General features: G+C 36.1%; 20 protein-coding genes. 12 read left to right on the top strand and 8 right to left on the bottom strand.

Going from position 1 to position 20,519, the window contains the following annotated elements:
• Window positions 1-110: 110 nt before the first annotated feature.
• The 3 genes from AACP56_RS02500 to AACP56_RS02490 form a co-directional block, all read right to left on the bottom strand.
• The gene (locus AACP56_RS02500) at window positions 111-881 is read right to left on the bottom strand and encodes a carboxypeptidase-like regulatory domain-containing protein (RefSeq protein ID WP_339333776.1); all 771 of its coding nucleotides are present in this window, start codon (window positions 879-881) and stop codon (window positions 111-113) included.
• A 77-nt stretch (window positions 882-958) separates the two neighbouring features.
• Window positions 959-2,743, bottom strand: a complete 1,785-nt coding sequence (locus tag AACP56_RS02495) for a DEAD/DEAH box helicase (RefSeq protein WP_339333778.1) — start codon at window positions 2,741-2,743, stop codon at window positions 959-961.
• A gap of 165 nt (window positions 2,744-2,908) precedes the next feature.
• Entirely contained in the window at window positions 2,909-3,484 is a 576-nt protein-coding gene (locus tag AACP56_RS02490) for a non-canonical purine NTP diphosphatase (protein ID WP_339333780.1), read from the bottom strand.
• Window positions 3,485-3,529: 45 nt separating this feature from the next.
• Between AACP56_RS02490 and AACP56_RS02485 the strand changes: the two genes are divergently transcribed.
• Entirely contained in the window at window positions 3,530-3,982 is a 453-nt protein-coding gene (locus AACP56_RS02485) for a methyltransferase family protein (protein WP_339333782.1), read from the top strand.
• Between the two features lie 119 nt (window positions 3,983-4,101).
• Window positions 4,102-5,994 (top strand): phosphoglycerate dehydrogenase, encoded by a 1,893-nt coding sequence (serA, locus tag AACP56_RS02480; RefSeq protein WP_339333784.1) that lies wholly within the window; start codon window positions 4,102-4,104, stop codon window positions 5,992-5,994.
• 90 nt (window positions 5,995-6,084) lie between these two features.
• Here the strand turns inward: serA and AACP56_RS02475 are convergent, their stop codons facing one another.
• Window positions 6,085-6,273: a hypothetical protein gene (locus AACP56_RS02475; protein ID WP_339333786.1), complete on the bottom strand. Its 189-nt coding sequence runs from the start codon at window positions 6,271-6,273 to the stop codon at window positions 6,085-6,087.
• Window positions 6,266-6,739: a 23S rRNA (pseudouridine(1915)-N(3))-methyltransferase RlmH gene (gene rlmH / locus AACP56_RS02470; protein ID WP_339333788.1), complete on the bottom strand. Its 474-nt coding sequence runs from the start codon at window positions 6,737-6,739 to the stop codon at window positions 6,266-6,268. Before rlmH ends, AACP56_RS02475 begins: the two co-directional genes overlap by 8 nt.
• A gap of 87 nt (window positions 6,740-6,826) precedes the next feature.
• Here rlmH and nadC point away from each other — a divergent pair, with 87 nt between their 5' ends.
• Genes nadC through priA form a run of 4 tightly spaced genes read left to right on the top strand, consistent with a single transcriptional unit; the run spans window position 6,827 to window position 11,566 of the window.
• Window positions 6,827-7,684: a carboxylating nicotinate-nucleotide diphosphorylase gene (gene nadC, locus AACP56_RS02465; RefSeq protein WP_339333790.1), complete on the top strand. Its 858-nt coding sequence runs from the start codon at window positions 6,827-6,829 to the stop codon at window positions 7,682-7,684.
• Window positions 7,684-8,676 (top strand): YihY/virulence factor BrkB family protein, encoded by a 993-nt coding sequence (locus AACP56_RS02460; RefSeq protein WP_339333792.1) that lies wholly within the window; start codon window positions 7,684-7,686, stop codon window positions 8,674-8,676. The genes nadC and AACP56_RS02460 overlap by 1 nt, the downstream gene beginning before the upstream one ends.
• A complete protein-coding gene (locus tag AACP56_RS02455) occupies window positions 8,666-9,106 on the top strand; it encodes a DUF2147 domain-containing protein (protein ID WP_339333794.1) in 441 nt (146 codons plus the stop codon). Before AACP56_RS02460 ends, AACP56_RS02455 begins: the two co-directional genes overlap by 11 nt.
• A gap of 6 nt (window positions 9,107-9,112) precedes the next feature.
• Window positions 9,113-11,566, top strand: a complete 2,454-nt coding sequence (gene priA, locus AACP56_RS02450) for a replication restart helicase PriA (RefSeq protein ID WP_339333796.1) — start codon at window positions 9,113-9,115, stop codon at window positions 11,564-11,566.
• On the opposite strand, the gene AACP56_RS02445 is transcribed toward priA, so the two are convergent.
• Complete coding sequence (locus AACP56_RS02445) at window positions 11,567-12,259, bottom strand: LytR/AlgR family response regulator transcription factor (RefSeq protein WP_339333799.1); 693 nt, start codon at window positions 12,257-12,259, stop codon at window positions 11,567-11,569. It abuts the gene before it with no gap.
• Window positions 12,260-12,496: 237 nt separating this feature from the next.
• On the opposite strand from AACP56_RS02445, the gene rpsF reads away from it, so the two are divergent.
• The 6 genes from rpsF (at window position 12,497) to hisS (ending at window position 18,849) form a co-directional block, all read left to right on the top strand.
• On the top strand, window positions 12,497-12,835 hold the full coding sequence (rpsF, locus tag AACP56_RS02440) for a 30S ribosomal protein S6 (RefSeq protein ID WP_339333801.1): 339 nt from the start codon (window positions 12,497-12,499) through the stop codon (window positions 12,833-12,835).
• 2 nt (window positions 12,836-12,837) lie between these two features.
• Window positions 12,838-13,134 (top strand): 30S ribosomal protein S18, encoded by a 297-nt coding sequence (gene rpsR / locus AACP56_RS02435; RefSeq protein WP_339333803.1) that lies wholly within the window; start codon window positions 12,838-12,840, stop codon window positions 13,132-13,134.
• Window positions 13,135-13,147: 13 nt separating this feature from the next.
• Complete coding sequence (gene rplI / locus AACP56_RS02430) at window positions 13,148-13,600, top strand: 50S ribosomal protein L9 (RefSeq protein WP_339333806.1); 453 nt, start codon at window positions 13,148-13,150, stop codon at window positions 13,598-13,600.
• Window positions 13,601-13,703: 103 nt separating this feature from the next.
• The gene (locus AACP56_RS02425; RefSeq protein WP_339333808.1) at window positions 13,704-16,910 is read left to right on the top strand and encodes a TonB-dependent receptor; all 3,207 of its coding nucleotides are present in this window, start codon (window positions 13,704-13,706) and stop codon (window positions 16,908-16,910) included.
• 59 nt (window positions 16,911-16,969) lie between these two features.
• Window positions 16,970-17,440, top strand: a complete 471-nt coding sequence (locus tag AACP56_RS02420) for a DUF6495 family protein (RefSeq protein WP_339333810.1) — start codon at window positions 16,970-16,972, stop codon at window positions 17,438-17,440.
• A 29-nt stretch (window positions 17,441-17,469) separates the two neighbouring features.
• The gene (gene hisS / locus AACP56_RS02415; RefSeq protein WP_339333812.1) at window positions 17,470-18,849 is read left to right on the top strand and encodes a histidine--tRNA ligase; all 1,380 of its coding nucleotides are present in this window, start codon (window positions 17,470-17,472) and stop codon (window positions 18,847-18,849) included.
• On the opposite strand, the gene AACP56_RS02410 is transcribed toward hisS, so the two are convergent.
• Complete coding sequence (locus AACP56_RS02410) at window positions 18,846-19,385, bottom strand: NUDIX hydrolase (protein ID WP_339333815.1); 540 nt, start codon at window positions 19,383-19,385, stop codon at window positions 18,846-18,848. The genes hisS and AACP56_RS02410 overlap by 4 nt on opposite strands.
• A gap of 32 nt (window positions 19,386-19,417) precedes the next feature.
• The gene (locus tag AACP56_RS02405; RefSeq protein WP_339333817.1) at window positions 19,418-20,506 is read right to left on the bottom strand and encodes a M42 family metallopeptidase; all 1,089 of its coding nucleotides are present in this window, start codon (window positions 20,504-20,506) and stop codon (window positions 19,418-19,420) included.
• Window positions 20,507-20,519 lie beyond the last annotated feature (13 nt).

Below are 20,519 nucleotides of genomic sequence, written 5' to 3'. Positions count from 1 at the left end.
AGGGAATTTGTTTAAAGCTATAAAATGCAGTTCGAAATATAAAATTTATTTCTATTTCGGCAACTCCTTAGAAAGTGAAGATTTTATGTTAAAAAGATAAAAAGTGGTAATTACCTTCTGTTCAATACTTTGTATTCTTCATAGCAGGCACTAATGGCGTCTAAAATTTGTAGATCGTTGGCTGTGGTAATAAAGGATTTGGAATAGTTACAGTTATTTAAAATGTCATCAATATCCATTTTCTCTATTTGCAAAAGCTCGGTGAGTGTCTCCCTATCAAATTTTGAGGCAAGCAAGTTTCGAATTTCATCGTCTTGCTTCATCTGCTGTAATTTCCGCATCTGTTTGGGTTTTTTTCCAAAAAGATTACGGAGCAAATCTGCAGGATTCAAGATTGCTCCCAAAACCTTGGTCACTGCACTTGGGTTTTTGTTTCCGGCTTCGTAACTCTTGTTCAATCCAGAGATACTATATTGATACGCATCGTTTATGGGTAGGTTTTTCACATCAATTTCTAAGTAACCAGTCAACTGGTAAGGTCTAACAACAACTTCTTCCAACGCATAAGCTAATTCTGTTAAAGAGATTTTTGTATCCTCAAACTTGAACATATCGTTGGTGACCCTAACCTTTTGAGGTTTAAAACCTAAATAAGTTAAATAAAGCGTGTCATTGACTGCAGCAGGTATAGAAAACTTACCATTTTCATTGGTAATGGTTCCTTTTACCTGATTTAAATTGATGATATGCACACTTTCTAAAGGAAAATCTGTTTGTGCGTTTATTACAGTTGCTTTTAATTCTTGCGTAGGGTTACTTTCTTCCTGTGAAAAACCTACAAAGTAGCTGAACAGTAAAACCAGAGGTAAAAGTTTCTTCATGAAGCAATTTCTTCGCTAAAAATACAAAACGAGGAAAATAAAGCAGCAAATCATAAAGTATTTTGGGAAGCTCTTAACTAATAGAACCCCTTATTTCTTTTCCCTTTGCCACTATTGCTTGACCCTTTACCACCTTTAAAAGAGGAATTCCGATTTCTTCTCCCACCTCCATCTCTATTGCGGTCACGTCTTCCACCGCCACGGTTACGGTCTCGTCTTCCGCCACCTCTTCTTCCACCACCTGGGCTTTTAGAAACCTCAACATTTACAAAACGCCCATCTACTTTAAAATCTGAGAAAGTCTCCAATATCATTGGGGTAAACTTGGCATCAGTATTAAAGAAAGAAAAGGTATCCTTGGTGTCTACCTTATAAATGTCATCTTGATCTAGCCCTAGGGTATCCCGCAAAAAGTCCTTTAAGGACATCCAATCGTAATTGTCCCGCTCACCAACATTGATAAAGTAACGGACCGAGCCATCTTTTGGGATTTCACCGGAATTATGGGAATCTCCACGCTCATTTTTATTGGACCTGTCTTGTGAATTAAGATCTCTTGTCTTGTTGTAGTAATTAAAGAAACGCGTAAATTCTACAGAGACAATTTTTTTAATAAGCTCGTCTCTATCAATACCTTCCAATACATCATTGATAGCAGGTAGGTACACATCTATCTCTTCATTTACCTTAGTTTCCTTTATTTTATTGACCAGATGATACAACTGGATTTCACAAATTTGGATTCCAGTCGGAATCTTCATTTCTATGAAATCTTGTTGAATCTTTCTTTCAATGGCCTTTATTTTTCGCATTTCACTACGAGTAACGATGACCATAGAAATCCCTGATTTCCCTGCTCTTCCCGTTCTACCACTTCTATGGGTATAGGTTTCAATTTCATCTGGAAGTTGGTAATTGATCACGTGGGTAATATCATCTACATCAATCCCCCTGGCAGCAACGTCTGTGGCAACCAACATTTGAATCTGTTTTTTGCGAAAAGAGTTCATGACCAAGTCACGTTGATTTTGACTTAAATCACCATGCAGGGCACCAGCATTATAACCATCCTCAATCAGCTTTTCGGCAACACGTTGCGTATCACGCTTTGTTCTACAGAAGATTACAGAAAAAATACCAGGGTTGGCATCTGCCAATCGTTTTAAAGCCGGGTAGCGGTCACGTCCGCTGACTACATAGTATTCATGCTGTACCGTGCTCGCTCCAGAATTCTTTGTGCCAACCGTAATTTCCTTTGGACTGTGCATAAACTTTTTAGCTATGACGGAAACCTCTTTTGGCATAGTTGCAGAGAACAACCACGTGGATTTTTCTTTGGGCGTATTGGAAAGTATATCCTTGATATCTTCAAAAAATCCCATATTGAGCATTTCATCAGCTTCATCAAGAATACAGTAGTCTATTTTAGAGATATCTACCATACCTCTACCTATCATATCTTTCATACGGCCGGGGGTTGCTACCACTATTTGGGCTCCCTTTTTTATTTTTCTGGCTTGGTCCGAAATACTTGCACCACCATAAATGGCTACTACGTTTACCCCTTTTTCATATTTGGAGTAGAGCTGCATTTCTTTGGTGATCTGCAAACACAATTCTCTAGTTGGAGAAAGGATTAAACCTTGTGTGGTACGACTGGCAACATCGATTTTTTGGATTAATGGAAAACCAAAAGCTGCAGTCTTACCTGTTCCCGTTTGTGCTAGTGCCACCAAATCGGTCTCACCTTCCAATAAAATTGGGATTGCTTTTTCCTGTACTTCGGATGGATTTTCAAATCCTAAATCGACAATAGCCGACAAAAGGGACTTCTGAAGCCCTAAACTTTCAAATTTTGACATAATGTTTATAGTAATCGCAAATATGTGTGTTGAATAGAGCGATTGTTTCCTATAAACCGAAGCCCATCTCAACACCTGCCATACCGGCGGCGTTAAATAAGCGGCAAAGGTAGTGCTAATTATTTACGTGACCTCCGATACTTCAAATAACTTTGTTTCAGTAATTTAAAGTGTTGACAGAAAATCTATGAGGGAATTAATAGCTTTTCCACGGTGGCTTATTTTATTCTTTATAGAAAGGGGCAGTTCCGCAAAAGTCTTGTCATAACTTTCCGGAATAAAAATGGGGTCATAACCAAAACCTTTTGACCCTCTTTTTGTCGTTATAATTTTCCCTAAAACTTCTCCATTATAAATATGGGTTTGTTCGTGTAGGTTAAGTGCAATTGTAGTTTGGAATCTTGCATCTCGGTTTTTGTGTGGTTTCAATTCAATCAAAAGTTTGTCCATATTGGCATCGGCATTTTTCTTAGGTCCCGCATAGCGAGCAGAGAATACTCCGGGTGCTCCTTTTAAAACATCTACCAATAATCCAGTATCATCAGCAAAGCAATTATATCCATAGTTTTTAGTGACAAAATCAGCTTTTATTCTGGCATTTTCTTCCAAAGTAGCTCCAGTCTCTTCAATTTCATCAAAACAGTTAATCATATCAAGGGACAGTAACTTAATATGTTTTGGCATAAGAGGTAATACTTCTTCAAATTTATTTTGATTGTGCGTAGCAAAAACCAGTTCCATAAATAGGATATAAAAATTTGATTGCTAAAGTAGTATTTTAGACTAATGAAATTAAAAATACCGCCACCCTTAGTTGCACTTATTTTTGCTGGAGCTTGTTATCTTTTGGCAAAATACTTACCTGTTGGTGAGTTTGAATTTTTTGGACGTGAAGTTTTAATGTACGTTATGCTTGGAATTGGGTTTGTAGTAATGTTAATAGCTTTAATTCAGTTTTTTAAAAAGAAAACCACTACCAATCCTTTGAATCCAGAAAAGGCAAGTAGTTTAGTAGTTTCAGGTATCTTTCAATATACTAGGAACCCGATGTATTTGGCAATGTTATTGTTTTTAATTGGTTTTGCATTAAAACTGGGTAATGCCTTTAACACCATAGTATTAGCAGGATTTGTTTACTATATGAACCATTTTCAGATACGCCATGAAGAAGAAGCGCTCACCAAACTTTTTGGTAAAGAATATAAATTGTATCTAAAAGCTACACGACGTTGGTTTTAATGATTTTGATAAAAAAATACTCCAAAAAATATTGATTTAATAATCAATTACAAGTTTTCGCTAAAATTGAATTTTAAGTATATATAATTTTTACTTTTACTCCTTATTTTTTCGAAAAAATGGTCGAAACACAACGGAAATACGTATTCGATTTTGACAGTACCCTTACAAGGGTTGAAGCATTGGATGTGCTTGCAGAAATGACCTTAAAAAACAGCTCTAATAAAGATGTTGTTTTAAAGGAAATACAGCAAATTACTAACTTGGGTATTGATGGTGATATTTCTTTTACAGAGTCTTTGGAGCGCAGAATAAAGTTGCTCAACGCTCATAAAGATGATTTGACTGGCCTGGTTGAAGAGTTAAGACAAAAGATTTCGAAGTCTATAGAGGAGAACAAAGAGTTTTTTCAAAAATATGCTGAGGATATTTATGTCATCTCATGCGGATTTAAAGAGTTTATAGATCCTATTGTTTTGGAATATGATATTCCTTCGGAACGTGTTTATGCCAATACCTTTAAATTTGATGAAGATGGTAATATTGTAGGTTTTGATGAGACCAACGTACTATCTTCCCACAACGGAAAAATAGAATGTTTAAAGACTTTGGATCTTGATGGAGAGGTGCAAGTTATAGGGGATGGCTACAGCGATTATGTAATGCGCGAGGCAGGAATTGCTGATAAGTTTTTTGCGTATACTGAGAATGTGCATCGGGAAAAAGCCGCTGAGAATGCAGATTTTATTACACCTAACTTAAATGAATTTTTATTTGTGAACGATTTACCTAGAAAAGTCTCTTATCCAAAGAACCGAATAAAAATATTATTGCTGGAAAACGTACATCCAGATGCCTTTGAAAACCTTTCAGAGGATGGTTTTTCAGTAGAATTGGTAAAGCACAGTCTTCCAGAGGAAGAGCTTATAGAACGTATTAAAGGAGTCCATGTTTTAGGTATACGTTCCAAAACCCAAGTAACTGAAAAAGTCTTAGAAGCTGCTGATAAATTATTGGCTGTTGGTGCTTTCTGTATTGGAACTACCCAAATTGCTTTGGAAGCGGCTAAAAAAAAGGGTGTAGTTGTGTTTAATGCCCCTTATAGCAATACAAGGTCGGTAGTTGAAATGGCCATTGGTCAAATCATTATGTTGAAACGAAGTATTTTTCAACGTAGTACCGAAATTCATAATGGGCAATGGTTTAAGACAGCATTGAATTCACAGGAAGTTAGGGGCAAGAACTTAGGAATTGTAGGTTACGGAAACATTGGAAAGCAACTTTCGGTTTTAGCGGAAGCTATTGGCATGCGTGTTTACTATTATGATGTAGCAGACCAGTTGGCATTAGGTAATGCCATAAAATGTAAAACGCTTGAAGATTTGTTATCGGTTTCCGACGTTGTCAGCCTACATATTGATGATAATAAGGCAAACAAAAACTTTATTGGTGAGCGTGAAATCAACCAAATGCGAGATGGAGCCATATTGGTTAACCTTTCAAGGGGTTTTGTAGTAGATATTCCAGCATTGGTGACAGCACTTAAAAGTGGAAAAATTGGTGGTGCTGCTGTAGATGTTTACCCAGAAGAACCAAGAGCAAATGGTAAGTTTGTAACAGAATTACAAGGATTGGATAATGTGATTTTAACGCCACATATTGGCGGAAGTACCGAAGAGGCACAACGTGATATTGCCGATTTTGTACCCAATAAAATTATGGAGTACGTAAACTCTGGAAATACGGTGGATTCTGTAAATTTCCCTAATATTAGATTACCAAAACAGAACAATGCGCATCGTTTTTTACATATTCATAAAAATGTACCTGGAGTAATGGCTAAAATCAATGAGGTCTTGGCCAAGTATGAAATGAATATTACGGGACAATACTTGTCTACAGATCCAGAAGTGGGTTATGTGATTTCAGATTTGGATAAGGAATACAACAAGGAGGTAATTAAAGCACTAAAAAGCGTAGAACATACCATTAAGTTTAGGGTGCTTTACTAGAAATACTTGTCACACTGAGCTTTTGGAAGTGTTATAGAACTTCAATCAGGTTTCCTTAAAAGTGAATTTATTTTTAAATAAGATAAATACTTAAAGCAAAAAGAGTAACTCTCTGCCCAAGTAGACCCCACCTATACTTATAAAAATAATAGCTGTGGTTCGCCATATCCAATAATTGGCTTTTGAAGTCTTTTCATCATAATTATCTTTTCTTAGGTTCCATTTGGCAAGCCAAAGAAAAAATAGCCCAGTAAGTATAATTAAGATGTATTTAAGCATGGTGATAAGGCTCGTTTCTTAAAATGGTAAATGCTCTATAAAGTTGTTCCACAACAAATAAACGGACCATTTGGTGAGAGAACGTCATTTTTGATAAACTTATTGTTTGATTTGCCCGTTCGTGAACCGCAGGGCTAAAACCATAAGGACCTCCAATTACCAGGCTTAGGTATTTAATTCCGCTATTCATTCTTTTTTGTAACAGTACTGAAAATTCAATGCTTGAGAATTGTTTGCCTTTCTCGTCAAGCAGAATTAAAACGTCAGAACTGGAAATTTTATTAAGAATTAATTCCCCTTCTTTAGATTTTTGTTGCTCCTCGGATAGGTTTTTAGCATTCTTAATATCAGGGATGATTTCAAATTCAAATTTGATGTAATGGCCTAGACGTTTTACGTAATTAGCGATTAAGGATTGAAGTTCCTTACTGTCTGTCTTTCCTATGGCAATCAGTCTTATGGTCACTACTTAATTTTTTTCAAAAGTAGTATTTGTATTCGACACGGTTTTCGAAAACGTTTTTAGTATTTTAGCTCAAATTCGATTTTTAAAATGATTTCGAAAGAACAATTTCAAAAAGAGTTAGAATTAATTATTTCCAACGCTATTAGAGAAGATGTTGGCGATGGTGATCATAGCTCGTTGGCTTGCATACCAAAATCAGCTCAGGGAAAAGCTAAACTTTTAGTTAAAGATGAGGGGATAATTGCTGGAGTAGAATTTGCGAAACAAGTCTTTGCATATGTAGATTCAAACCTAGCGGTTGAAGAGGTATTAAAGGACGGGGATTCCGTAAAATACGGCGATATTGTTTTTTACGTAGAAGGAAGTTCACAAAGTATATTGAAAGCGGAACGTCTAGTTTTAAATGCGATGCAACGCATGAGTGCCATTGCTACAAAGACAAAGTCCTTTATGGATTTGTTGAAAGGAACGGACACCAAGGTTTTGGATACGCGTAAAACTACGCCCGGTATAAGAGCGTTAGAGAAGTGGGCTGTTAAAATTGGAGGAGGAGAGAACCATCGTTTTGCGTTATATGATATGATTATGCTTAAAGACAATCATATAGATTTTGCAGGAGGATTATCCAAAGCAATTGAAAAGACCAAAGCATATCTTAAGGAAACAGATAGGGACTTAAAAATAATTGTTGAGGCGAGGGACTTGGAAGAAATACAAGAAATATTAAAGTCTGATGGGGTTTATAGGATACTAATCGATAACTTCAACTATGAAGATACCCGGAAAGCAGTGGAGTTGATAGGGGATAAATGTTTAACGGAGTCTTCAGGGGGAATAAATGAAAAAACTATCAGGAAATATGCGGAATGCGGTGTGGACTTTATTTCTTCAGGAGCATTGACACATTCCGTTCATAATATGGACCTAAGTCTAAAAGCGGTATAATGTCCGAACCCATAGAGGAACGTTTAGAAAAAATACCCATCATAAATTTGGTGGTTAGATTACTTAAAAAAGTTAAATTACCCGCTTTTGAAGGGCTTTCTCTATATGATTTAATAGAAATTTATATTGTTGGTATTGTTCAAGGAACTTTATCTACAAGGGCAAGTTCCATTGCTTTTAGCCTTTTTATGGCCTTATTTCCATTAATGATTTTCTTTGTAACATTGATTCCATTTGTAGTTCCTTATGTAAGTGCAGGAAACGAAGGTTTTGATGCTCAGTTCCTAATTTTTTTAGAATCCTTTTTACCCTCAGCTACCAGTGATTACTTTAGTGATATCTACCAACAAATAAAAGACCAGAAACGTGGGGGATTGCTATCTTCAGCGTTTATCATATCTATCTTTTTAGTGGCAAATGGGGTAAATGCTATATTTAGTGGTTTTGAAAATTCCTATCATATAGAATTAACAAGAAACTTTTTTAGACAGTATCTATATGCGCTTATGGTAGGTCTCCTACTTTCAATTTTGTTGATAGTAGGCGCGGTAGTGTTTGTGTATTTTGAATTCTACGTGGTAGAATATACCTCTGAGTATTTAGGTAAGACTTTAGGCTATGATGTTGAAAGAGGAGACCATTTTGGTATATGGTTATCTAAAATTTTATTCTTTACGATACTGTCTTATTTGGTAACTGCTATACTATACTATTTTGGAACTGTTGAAGGTAGAAAAGCACGATTTTTCTCAGCTGGGGCATTAATGACCACATTATTGTTTATTCTAACTTCTTATTTATTTGGAGTTTATGTTGAAAAGTTTGCCCGTTACAACGAATTGTATGGAGCTTTAGGTGGTTTATTGATTTTAATGGTGTTTATTTGGTTAAACTCAAACATTTTGCTATTGGGGTTTGAGTTAAATGCAACCTTATCTTCTATGCGGAAAAGTGTTGCTAGAAATTTAAAAGAAGAGGAAATTGAAGATTAACTATAGAGTTTTTGCAGTACTGTTTTGTTTTGGCTTTCAACAGCTTGCTTCGCAAAGTATTGTGGGCAAGTGGCGTACTATTGATGATAGAAATGGTATTACCAAAGCTATTGTTGAGCTTTACAAGGAAGATGGTTTGCTACAAGGTAAAGTGCTTAAAATTTTAGAGAAAGGCAAAGAGGGAGCACTGTGCATAAAATGTGATGGAGAGCTAAAAGACAAGCCTGTAGAGGGAATGCAGATTATTTTTTCATTTAAAGAAACAAGTGATGGGGTTTACAAGGGTAAAAAACTTTTCGACCCCGAACAAGCAATGACTTTTAGGGGAAAAATTTGGTTGGACCCTGATAATCCTGATAAGTTAAAGGTAAGAGGCTATTTAGCCTTTTTATATCGCACCCAAACCTGGCTTAGGTACAAAGAAGAATAGTTTAGAATGGGACATTTTATAGACGTTGTGCTTCCTATTCCTTTAGAGAAGCTTTTTACCTATAAAATTTCTGAACAAGAATCAGATTTTTTACAACAGGGAATGCGTGTCGCCGTTCCTTTTGGGAAGTCCAAGATTTACACCGCGCTGGTTTATAAAATCCATCAAATAGCTCCTGAAGTATACGAACCAAAGGAAATTCACCAAATTTTAGATGATGTTCCGATTGTGACCCAAACCCAATTTAAACACTGGGAATGGATTGCTAGGTATTATATGTGTACACTGGGCGAAGTTGTTCGTAGCGCATTACCATCAGCCTTTTTACTGGAAAGTGAAACTCTAATTCTTCCCAATAAATTGGAGACCATTGATGAATCTGAACTTAAGGATGAAGAGTTTTTGATTTTAGAGGCGTTACGATATCAATCTAGCTTAAAAATTAATGAGATTGTTGGAATAATTGACCGCAAGAATGTACTTCCTGTCGTAAATAGACTTGTAGAAAAAAAAGCGATTCAGTTAAAAGAGGAAATCTATGAACAGTACAAGCCTAAGTTGGTAAGGTATGTTAGACTAGGGGATGAGTATGGTTCTGAAGAAAATTTGGAAATGTTATTGAACAACCTCACAAGAGCTCCCAAACAAAGTCAAGTAGTACTATCCTTATTTAAGTTACAAGCCCAGAGTAAAAAACCAATTAAAGTAACTGATCTTGAAAACGAGAGCGGTGGTTCAAAAGCAGTAATAAAATCGCTTATTGAAAAAAGAATTCTTAAAGAATATCATATTCAGACTGATAGAGTACAATTTGATGGAACAAAGACTACAGGTCATATAGAACTCAATCAATCCCAACAGGCAGCTTTTAATACCATAAAACTTGGATTTCAAGAAGATAAAGTCTGCTTGCTATATGGAGTTACATCATCTGGTAAAACAGAAGTATATATAAAATTACTCGAAGAAGCTATTAATAGCAGAAAGCAAGCACTGTATTTGTTGCCTGAAATAGCACTTACATCACAACTTATCAATAGGTTACAGGCTTACTTTGGCGATAAAGTTTCGGTTTACCATTCTAAATACAGTATTAATGAAAGGGTAGAAATTTGGAACAATGTGCTCAAAAATCAGGAGAAGGCAAACATTGTAATAGGGGCAAGGTCGGCACTTTTTTTACCTTTTAGCAACCTTGGATTAGTTGTTATAGATGAAGAACATGAGTCGTCTTTTAAACAATTTGACCCAGCTCCACGTTATCATGCACGTGATGCCGCTATAGTTCTAGCAAACCTTCATAATTCTAAATGTATCCTAGGCTCTGCAACACCGAGTGTAGAAAGTTATAAGAATGCCCAAGATGGAAAATATCAATTAGCTGAAATGAAACATCGGTATGGAGATGTTTTAATGCCAGAAATTGAATTGGTCGATATTAAGGAAGCTACTCGAAAGAAGCGTATGAAAGGTCATTTTTCAGAGCGGCTTCATGAAGAAATTGCAGAAGTATTGGGCCAAGGGGAACAAGTTATTCTTTTTCAGAACCGAAGGGGCTTTGCCCCAATTATTGAATGCACAACCTGTGGTCATTCATCGCAATGCCCTAATTGCGATGTAAGTTTGACTTATCATCAATACCAAAACCAATTAAGATGCCATTATTGCGGATATCATATGGCTTTGCAATTAGCTTGTGAAGCCTGTGGAAGTAATACTTTGGACAAAAAAGGTTTTGGTACGGAACAAGTGCAAAAGGAACTCGAGGAATTATTTCCAAAAGCAAAAATTGGAAGGATGGATTTGGATACCACCCGTGGAAAATATGCTTATGAGAAAATAATCACAGCATTTGAACAGCATGAAATGGACATTCTTGTTGGAACCCAAATGGTGACCAAAGGACTAGATTTTAGAAATGTAAGCCTTGTGGGCATAATGAATGCCGATAATTTACTAAATTTTCCAGATTATAGGGCCCATGAGAGAAGTTATCAGTTGTTGACCCAAGTTGCGGGTAGGGCAGGAAGAACAAAAAAGCGCGGTAAGGTTTTAATACAGACGTACAACCCATACCATCAAATACTACAGCAGGTCTCCAGTACAAATTTTGAAAAAATGTATGCGGAGCAGATTTATGAGCGTGAACAGTATAAATATCCGCCTGAGCTACGCATCATCAAAATAACCTTAAAAGATAAGGACTACAATAAATTGAACGAAGCTTCACAATGGTTTGCCAACTCTTTGCGAAATGTATTAAAAGACACAGTTTTAGGTCCTGAATTCCCTGTGGTTTCTCGGATACGTAGGTTGTACCTGAAAAATATAATTTTAAAAGTCGCTAAAGGCCAATCAATTGCACAAACAAAAAATAGCATTAAAAGAATTGAAAAATCCTTTAATGCTATTTCACAATATAAAAGTGTCAAAGTAGTCTACAATGTAGACCACATTTGATTATACATTAGCTAAAGCTTCCGCTAGCTCTGTTTTCTTGTTTCTACTTAATGGTATCTGTCTTCCCCCCACTTCAACATTTTTACTGTTGAACTTCTCGATTTTCTCAAGATTTACAATATAAGACTTATGTATTCTTAGAAACTTTTCAGAAGGCAATTGCTGCTCAAAAGACTTCATAGTCGAAAGAATAACAATATTTGCTTCGTCTGTGACTAATTTAATGTAGTCACCAAGAGCTTCAATCCATTTAATGTCATTAAGGATGACCTTACGTTTTTTAAGGTTACTCTTCACAAAAATATGCTCTTCATCCTCATCCACTCTGTGGATTTGCTCGTATTTGGAAACAGCTCTTTTTACAGAAGCTTCAAAACGTGCAAGTGTAATAGGTTTATGTAGGTAATCTGTAACATCATAATCAAAGGCTTTAAGCGCATAATCCGGCTTACCGGTGATTAAAATTACTTGAGGTGGATTTTCTAATGCTTCTAAAAGGTCAAAACCGCTTATGATAGGCATTTCAACATCAAGAAAGATTAAATCTACTTCATGGTTTTTAAGGCCATTTTTAGCTTCAATAGCATTACTATACTCAGCTACCAATGCAAGATGTGGGTGATTGTTGACTAACTTCGCCACAGCCATCCGCTGCATCGACGAGTCATCTACAATAATACTTTTTAGTTTCATAAATGGGGTGATTTGTGGGGTTAAATCATCGGCAAATTACATAAAAAACCCGTTAAGGTGCAACAAAAGATGTAAACATGGCGTATTCTGTTGTGTAATTAGTAATTGTCGTGATATAAGGTTGCTTTTTGAATTAAACTGTTAATAACTATTTCCCATTATAACGAACATTTTTTCGTTTTCTTGTGAATAGAAACAATTATGTTTACTTTTGCGCTCCTTAAATAAATATATAATATGAACCATTACGAAACTGTTTTCATTTTGAATCCCGTTTTATCTGATACTCAGATAGAGGAAACAGTTAAGAAATTTGAAGATTTCTTAATTAAGAGTGGTGCCAAAATGGTAGCCAAAGAGAATTGGGGGCTAAAAAAATTAGCATATCCAATACAGAACAAGAAAAGTGGATTTTACCACCTTTTTGAATTTGCAGCTCCAGGTGAGGCAATTGGGCCTTACGAGTTGGAATTTAGAAGAGATGAGCGTATCATGCGTTTCTTGACTGTGAAATTGGACAAGCATGCAGTTGCTTGGGCCGAAAAAAGAAGAACAAAACTTAAAACAAAGGCTTAACCATGTCAACATTACAACAACAAGCAAAGTCAAAAAAGGATGGTGAGATTAGATATCTTACTCCTTTAAATATAGAGACAAACAAGCAAAAGAAGTATTGCCGTTTTAAAAAGTCTGGAATCAAGTACATTGATTATAAAGACCCAGATTTCTTAATGAAGTTGGTTAACGAACAAGGTAAACTTTTACCAAGAAGGTTAACAGGTACTTCTTTAAAGTATCAAAGAAAAGTTGCACAAGCGGTAAAACGTGCACGTCATTTGGCATTGATGCCATACGTAGGTGATATGTTAAAATAATAAAGACGGAAAGATGGAACTTATATTAAAAGAAGACGTACAGAATTTAGGTTTTAAAGATGATGTTGTAACTGTAAAGAATGGTTACGGTAGAAATTTCTTAATTCCTCAAGGCTTGGCCGCATTGGCGACCCCGTCAGCTAAAAAGGTTTTAGCAGAGAATTTGAAACAACGTGCCCACAAAGAGAAGAAAGTCATTGATGAGGCGCAGAAAATTGCAGACGCCCTTAAAGAGTTGGAAATTAAAATTCCAGCTAAGACTGGCGCAGGAGACAAACTTTTTGGATCGGTAACTAATATAGATTTAGCTTCTTCAATTGAAAAAGCTGGTCATGCTATCGATAAAAGGTTTATTGCTATCCAAGGTGGTTCTGTAAAAAGAACAGGTCCTTACAATGCTCAAATACGATTACATAGAGAAGTTGTAGTTGATTTCCCTTTTGAAGTAATCGCCGAGGCAAAATAAATTTAAAAACTAAGTTAATAACTTGTTAAGAGCTATGCATGCATAGCTCTTTTTTTTGCCTTAATTTGTAATAACTTAAACATAATTTAACTCAAAACACATTATGAAGAAAAAATTACTTCTGGTAGCAGTGCTATTGGCACTTGTACCATCAGTTTTTGCCCAGGTTACTACCTCAAATATTAGGGGAACAGTAGTCGATGAACAAGGAGCACCTTTATTTGGAGCTAATATAGTTGCAGTACATACACCAACTGGTACTAATTATGGATCTATATCTAACGATGGAGGACGTTATAACCTTCTTAACCTAAGAGTTGGAGGCCCTTATGCGGTTACTATTTCCTATGTAGGCTATAAAACGGTGACCAAGAATGATATTTTTCTTTCTCTAGGTAAAACTTTTAATTATAATGTGGCTTTAGTACCTGATAGTCAACAACTAGATGAAGTCGTTGTTGTATCTGACCAATCAGGAACTTTTGGAAGTGATAGAACAGGTGCTGAAACAAGTGTGAGTAGAAGGGATTTAGTTCGTTTACCTACAATTTCAAGATCCACCAATGACTTTATTAGGTTAGAGCCAGCTGCTTCTTCAGGAGCTTCAGGTCTTTCTTTTGGTGGAAGAAACGATCAATACAATAATTTTTCCTTGGATGGCGCTATTTTTAATAATCCATTTGGTTTAGATGCTGCACAACCAGGCGGACAAACCAATGCGACTCCTATTTCTATAGAAGCTATTGATCAGATTTCTGTTACAACAGCTCCTTATGATGTTACACAATCTGGTTTTACAGGAGCTTCTGTTAATGCAGTTACCAAGAGTGGAACAAATAATTTTTATGGCACTGCTTACGGTTTCTTTAGAAATGACGATTTAACCGGAGGTAAGATTAATGGCGATGACGTAACGAAAACAGGTTTAGAGCAAAAACAATATGGTTTTAGTATTGGGGGCCCAATAGTGAAGGATAAACTATTCTTTTTCGTGAACTTTGAGAAAGATGATTTGACGGAACTCGGAACAGATGGATTTATACCGAGCGGTGTAGGTCAAGCAGGTATAAGTACCGCTAGAGTTACCCAAGCGGATATGCAGCTAGTTGATAATATATTGAGGCAGGTTGTTGTTGGCCAAGATGCTCAAGGGAATGATATTTTTTATAATCCAGGGGCTATTACTGGATTTAATTTTAATCAAGAGTCAACAAAAGGTATCATTAAGTTGGATTGGAACATTAATGATAACAATCGTCTGGCGGTAATTTATAATTTTTTAAACGCTTCAAAAGGAAAACCTGCTAATCGGGATGCAATTACTTTTCGTGGACCCAGTACACAAACACTACAATTTGAAAATGCAGGTTATGAAATTAACAACAATATACGTTCGGTACAATTAGAACTAAATAGTACCTTAAGTAATGAGGCTACAAATAAGTTACAAATTGGGTACACTCATTTTGATGATTTTAGAGACCCATTTTCATCACCGGCCCCCAGTATCACCATTTTGGATGAGACTGGAAGTTCTAATTATATTATTGCAGGACATGAGCCATTTTCCATTAACAATAGGCTTGACCAAAAAGTTTTTCAGGTTACGGATAATCTAAACTTTTTTGTTGGCGACCATACCTATACGGTTGGTTTCTCTTTTGAAAAATTTCAGTTTGACAATTCATTTAATTTAGGATTTTATGGAGCAAGGGGAGTTTTCTTTCCATCAAATTCTATAGCTGATTTTAGAAATTTAGATGCGGTAGGTGAAGCTGCTTTAGTTGCAGATTATCAGTCGCAGTTTAATGCAGCAATAGCTACGGCAAATAATAATAATCAATTTGAAGATGGTACACCAGGTGGATGGTCTTTGGCAGAGACCAACGTTGGGCAGTTATCCTTTTATTTACAGGACCAATGGGATGTTAATGAGAATTTTAAGTTGACCTATGGCGTTCGTTTTGATAGACCGTTATATTTTGATACCGCGGATTTGATTAGAGATAATATTGATAGAAAAGGTGGCACGCTAGCTGAAGGGGGTACTTATGCACCAGATATTGCATATTTTGACCCAGATACTAACGAGACCATCAATATAGATTCTGAACAATTACCAAACAACAATTGGTTAATTTCACCACGGATTGGATTTAATTGGGATGTTAAAGGGAATCAATCTGTACAATTAAGAGGGGGGTCAGGAATATTTACTGGTCGTTTTCCTTTTGTTTGGTTAGGAAATCAGGTACAGGGAACAGACTTCTTTTTCTATCAAGTAGTTGATCCAGATTTTCAATGGCCACAGGTTTGGAGAACTAATCTTGGTTTGGATAAGCGTTTTGATAATGGAATTATTTTGACAGCTGACCTATCCTATACTAAGGACATAAATGCGGCTCATGTTCAAAACTGGGGTCTTGGCACACCTTCTGCTACGTTATCTGGTCCAGATAACAGAGCAGTTTATACGGATACAGATAAATCCCAATTATTTGGTGGCCCAACAAGCGCTTTTGTATTTACAAACTCAGATCAAGGTAGAATTTGGAATGCTACTTTAAAATTGCAAAAAACATTTGATAGTGGTTTGTATACCCAATTGGCATATAGCTATTTAGATGCCAAAGAAGTAAATTCCATTGATGCGGAAATAACTGGGGATGCATTTGCAGGTAACGCGATTGTTGGTAATGCAAATAGGGATGTATTATCTAATTCCCGTTATGGTGATAAGCACCGTATCATTGGTGTAATTTCTAAAGCGTTTAAAACTGGAACTACAATTTCATCTTTCTTTGAGTATGCCCAAAGTGGTCGTTTTAATTATATCTACGGAGGCGACATTAATAATGATGGTTCTAGCATCAATGATTTATTATATATCCCTACCGCAAGTGAAGTTGGGCAAATGAATTTTAGTGGAGCTGGTCAAGCTGAGGCTTTTGAAGCTTTTATTCAACAAGACGATTATTTGAGTGATAGAAGAGGACAATATGCTGATCGTTACGGTGCTTTAGCTCCATGGAGAGGTCGTTGGGATGTTAAAGTGCTACAGGACATTAAAGTAAATGATAAAAACAAGTTCCAATTAAGTTTGGATATACTTAATATTGGTAATTTATTTAATTCTAATTGGGGAGTCGTTGAACGTCAAGATTTTGATCAATTATTGGGAGTAACAGTTGATGACACAAATACGCCAACTTTTACTTTTGACCCAGATAGGACAAACACTTTTTCTCCTGATACCAGACTACTTTCTAGGTGGCAGGCTCAAGTTGGGGTCCGATATATTTTTAATTAATGATAATAAAGATTTTATAAAAGGTCATGTGAAAGCATGACCTTTTTTATTTTTGCAAAATGAAATATAGTCGATTATCTAAAGAGCAGTTAGAAGAGCTGCATCCTGAGTTTATCAATTTTTTGGCTACGCAATCCATTACAGGGGAGGAATGGTCAAAAATAAAAGAAACTAAGCCTGAGGTAGCTGAAGAGGAATTGGATGTCTTTAGTGATTTAATATGGGAAGGGGTACTTAATAAGGTAAAATACCTAGAAAATATATCCGCATTACAAATGCATCTTTTTGAATTGGCCGAAAAGGAAATGAAGTTGATTTCCGTTAAGATTCTTAACCCTGAAATTGATTTGCGAACCAATGTGGGTTTTGGTTGGTTTAAGCGAAATTTTCAATCAGATTTTGTAGAATACTTAACTGCATCCAAAGCCTACACTGATGATAAAAACCTTGATAAGTTTAATTTAATCCAACAAGGGGCTGTTATCACCAAAGGAGAATTATACCAATGGTTTGATGATATCATTGGATAACGCGATATTTGCATCAGATTTAAAACTACATGGCTCAAAAACCATCTATTCCAAAAGGCACTCGAGACTTTTCTCCGGTAGAATTAGCGAAACGAAATTATATTTTTGACATCATCAAGAAACAATTTGAGTTATTTGGATTTCAACCAATTGAAACACCAAGTTTTGAAAATTCTGAAACCTTATTAGGAAAATATGGAGATGAAGGGGATAAATTGATTTTTAAGATATTGAATTCTGGAGATTTTATCTCTAAGGTTGATGATGTTACTTATAGCTCTAAGAAATCCAGTAGTATTGCACCAAAAATTACTGAAAAAGCACTTCGTTATGACCTTACAGTGCCCTTTGCACGTTATGTGGTGATGCACCAAAACGAAATAGATTTTCCTTTTAAAAGATATCAGATTCAACCTGTTTGGCGTGCAGACCGACCACAAAAAGGACGCTTTAGAGAGTTTTATCAATGTGATGCCGATGTTGTAGGTGCTAATTCCTTGTTACAAGAAGTGGAGTTGGTACAATTGTATGATAGGGTTTTTACCGAATTGGATTTAAAAGGAACTACTATTAAAATCAATAACAGAAAAGTCCTGTCGGGTATCGCTGAAGTTATTGGGGCACAGCATTTATTGATAGATTTTACTGTTGTATTGGATAAGCTGGATAAAATAGGAGAGGAGAAGGTAAAAGAGGAAATGTTGGCAAAAGGTATTTCTGAAAGTGCTATTGCAAAGGCATCGCCTTTATTTTCTATGTTAGGTTCTGCCAGTGAGCAATTGGGTCAATTAGAAAATTTATTGGCAGATTCTGAAACTGGTTTGTCTGGCGTATCGGAATTAAAAGAAATTATAGATATTGTAAACGAGCTTGGTTTAAACTCTGCAAGTTTAGAGCTTGATGTCACCTTAGCAAGGGGCTTAAACTATTATACAGGAGCTATTTTTGAAGTTGCTCCTCCCCAAGGAATACAAATGGGCTCTATTGGTGGTGGAGGCCGGTATGATGACCTTACTGGGATTTTTGGTCTCAAAGATGTAAGCGGAGTAGGTATTTCTTTTGGATTGGATAGGATCTATTTGGTTTTAGAAGAATTAAACTTATTTCCGAAACAAATAGAACAATCTTTGCAGGTGCTTGCCTTAAATTTTGGAGAAAAAGAAGGTCTTGTCGCTTTAAAACTGGTTTCCAAGCTTCGTGAAAATAGTATAAACGCAGATTTATATCCATCAGCTGCAAAAATTCAAAAGCAATTTAAATTTGCTGACAAACGTAATGTTCCTTTTGTGATTTTATTGGGAGAGGAAGAATTGAAAAATGCCCAATTTATTTTAAAAAATATGATTACTGGAGAACAAAAAGCACTTCCCTTAGATATTGATTTTACTGATTCTTTATGGGATTTTTAAAGTCTTGACTCTATTTCAGAAATAACCGTATAAAATCGTTCTTCAGAGTTAGGTATTAAACCTAGATGTTTTCTATTTATCCATTGTTTAAATTCTTCAATAGCAAGCCATTTTAGGGCTTCCACCTCTGAGTCTTGTTTAGAAAGAGAGATTTCATCATCAAGTCTATAGATAAATACAGAGGTAAACTCCCTATCCCAAACACCATTGGGATGTTTTTTGTCTTTTTTAAATACTATGATTTTTTCAAGTTCTGAAGGCTCAATGGTTACACCAATTTCTTCTTGAACTTCTCTAAAAGCCCCTGTTTCTATACTTTCCCCAGCCCCAATATGCCCTGCGACAGAAACATCCCATTTTAGAGGGTAGGTTTTTTTTTGGGCACCACGTTGTTGCAATAAAATTTTTCTCGACTTGGAGTAACACCAAACGTGCACAGTGGGATGGAACAAACCTTTTTTATGAGCTTCAGATTTTAGGGCAGTTTTTCCTGTGAAATTACCACTGTCATCTAAAATATCAATTAGCTCATCCACAGAGATTTTTTTAAATTCTTTCTAAGAATCGACTAGTCAAAATAACTAAAGGTCTCCCCATCTTTTATGCTCAACAATGTTTCATAAATTAACCTAATCACGTTCTCTACATCATCTCTATGAACGGTCTCCACGGTTGTATGCATATATCTAAGTGGTAAAGAGATCAAGGCGGATGCCACACCTCCATTACTGTAGGCAAAGGCATCTGTATCCGTCCCAGTAGCTCTTGAAGAAGCAGAACGTTGGAAAGGTATCTTTTTCGCCTCCGCAGTTTCTATAATACGTTCCCTTAGCTTTTGTTGTACTGCTGGAGCATAGGAAATTACAGGTCCTTTGCCCATAGCAGTATCTCCCTGAACTTTTTTCTCAATCATTGGAGTTGTGGTATCATGGGTCACATCTGTTACTATTGCCACATTGGGTTTTATTGTTTGCGTAATCATTTCCGCGCCGCGCAACCCAATCTCTTCCTGAACGGAATTAGTAATATACAGCCCGAAAGGTAGTGCTACCTTATTCTCATGCAATAAACGGGCAACTTCCGCTATCATAAATCCACCAGCACGGTTATCCAAAGCCCTACATACGAACTTATCTTTGTTCAATACATGAAATTCATCTGGATAGGTAATTACGCATCCCACATGAACCCCCATTTTCTCTACTTCTTCTTTATCTTTAGCACCTGTGTCAATAAAAATGTTGTCAAGTTTTGGAGGCTCTTCTTTTCCACTTTTACGAGTATGAATCGCTGGCCAACCAAATACACCCTTCACCACACCTTTTTTTGTATGGATGTTGACCCATTTTGAGGGAGCTATTTGGTGGTCACTACCGCCATTTCTTATTACGTATAGTAAACCGTTGTCAGTAATATAATTTACATACCAAGAAATTTCATCTGAATGCCCTTCAATTACGACCCTGTACTTCGCTTTTGGATTGATGACCGCTACAGCAGTACCGTAGGTATCCGTAATAAAATCATCTACGTAAGGTTTTAAATAATCCATCCAAATTTTTTGACCTTCCCACTCATAGCCTGTTGGTGATGCATTGTTAAGGTATTTTTCAAAAAACTTTAGTGATTTATCAGTAATGATTTTGTCAGAAGCCATATATCTATATTAG

The organism is Croceitalea sp. MTPC6, from assembly GCF_036985525.1.
GTDB lineage: Bacteria > Bacteroidota > Bacteroidia > Flavobacteriales > Flavobacteriaceae > Croceitalea.
The sequence above is the reverse complement of the archived record's forward strand: the minus strand, read 5'-3'. Positions and strand labels throughout refer to the sequence as shown.

What these genes read in the sequence shown, in the direction of transcription:
- AACP56_RS02500 (WP_339333776.1), bottom strand. Translation starts at nt 881, where the DNA reads ATGAAGAAACTTTTACCTCTGGTTTTACTGTTCAGCTACTTTGTAGGT.
- AACP56_RS02495 (WP_339333778.1), bottom strand. Translation starts at nt 2,743, where the DNA reads ATGTCAAAATTTGAAAGTTTAGGGCTTCAGAAGTCCCTTTTGTCGGCT.
- AACP56_RS02490 (WP_339333780.1), bottom strand. Translation starts at nt 3,484, where the DNA reads ATGGAACTGGTTTTTGCTACGCACAATCAAAATAAATTTGAAGAAGTA.
- AACP56_RS02485 (WP_339333782.1), top strand. Translation starts at nt 3,530, where the DNA reads ATGAAATTAAAAATACCGCCACCCTTAGTTGCACTTATTTTTGCTGGA.
- serA (WP_339333784.1), top strand. Translation starts at nt 4,102, where the DNA reads ATGGTCGAAACACAACGGAAATACGTATTCGATTTTGACAGTACCCTT.
- AACP56_RS02475 (WP_339333786.1), bottom strand. Translation starts at nt 6,273, where the DNA reads ATGCTTAAATACATCTTAATTATACTTACTGGGCTATTTTTTCTTTGG.
- nadC (WP_339333790.1), top strand. Translation starts at nt 6,827, where the DNA reads ATGATTTCGAAAGAACAATTTCAAAAAGAGTTAGAATTAATTATTTCC.
- AACP56_RS02460 (WP_339333792.1), top strand. Translation starts at nt 7,684, where the DNA reads ATGTCCGAACCCATAGAGGAACGTTTAGAAAAAATACCCATCATAAAT.
- priA (WP_339333796.1), top strand. Translation starts at nt 9,113, where the DNA reads ATGGGACATTTTATAGACGTTGTGCTTCCTATTCCTTTAGAGAAGCTT.
- AACP56_RS02445 (WP_339333799.1), bottom strand. Translation starts at nt 12,259, where the DNA reads ATGAAACTAAAAAGTATTATTGTAGATGACTCGTCGATGCAGCGGATG.
- rpsF (WP_339333801.1), top strand. Translation starts at nt 12,497, where the DNA reads ATGAACCATTACGAAACTGTTTTCATTTTGAATCCCGTTTTATCTGAT.
- rpsR (WP_339333803.1), top strand. Translation starts at nt 12,838, where the DNA reads ATGTCAACATTACAACAACAAGCAAAGTCAAAAAAGGATGGTGAGATT.
- rplI (WP_339333806.1), top strand. Translation starts at nt 13,148, where the DNA reads ATGGAACTTATATTAAAAGAAGACGTACAGAATTTAGGTTTTAAAGAT.
- AACP56_RS02425 (WP_339333808.1), top strand. Translation starts at nt 13,704, where the DNA reads ATGAAGAAAAAATTACTTCTGGTAGCAGTGCTATTGGCACTTGTACCA.
- AACP56_RS02420 (WP_339333810.1), top strand. Translation starts at nt 16,970, where the DNA reads ATGAAATATAGTCGATTATCTAAAGAGCAGTTAGAAGAGCTGCATCCT.
- hisS (WP_339333812.1), top strand. Translation starts at nt 17,470, where the DNA reads ATGGCTCAAAAACCATCTATTCCAAAAGGCACTCGAGACTTTTCTCCG.
- AACP56_RS02405 (WP_339333817.1), bottom strand. Translation starts at nt 20,506, where the DNA reads ATGGCTTCTGACAAAATCATTACTGATAAATCACTAAAGTTTTTTGAA.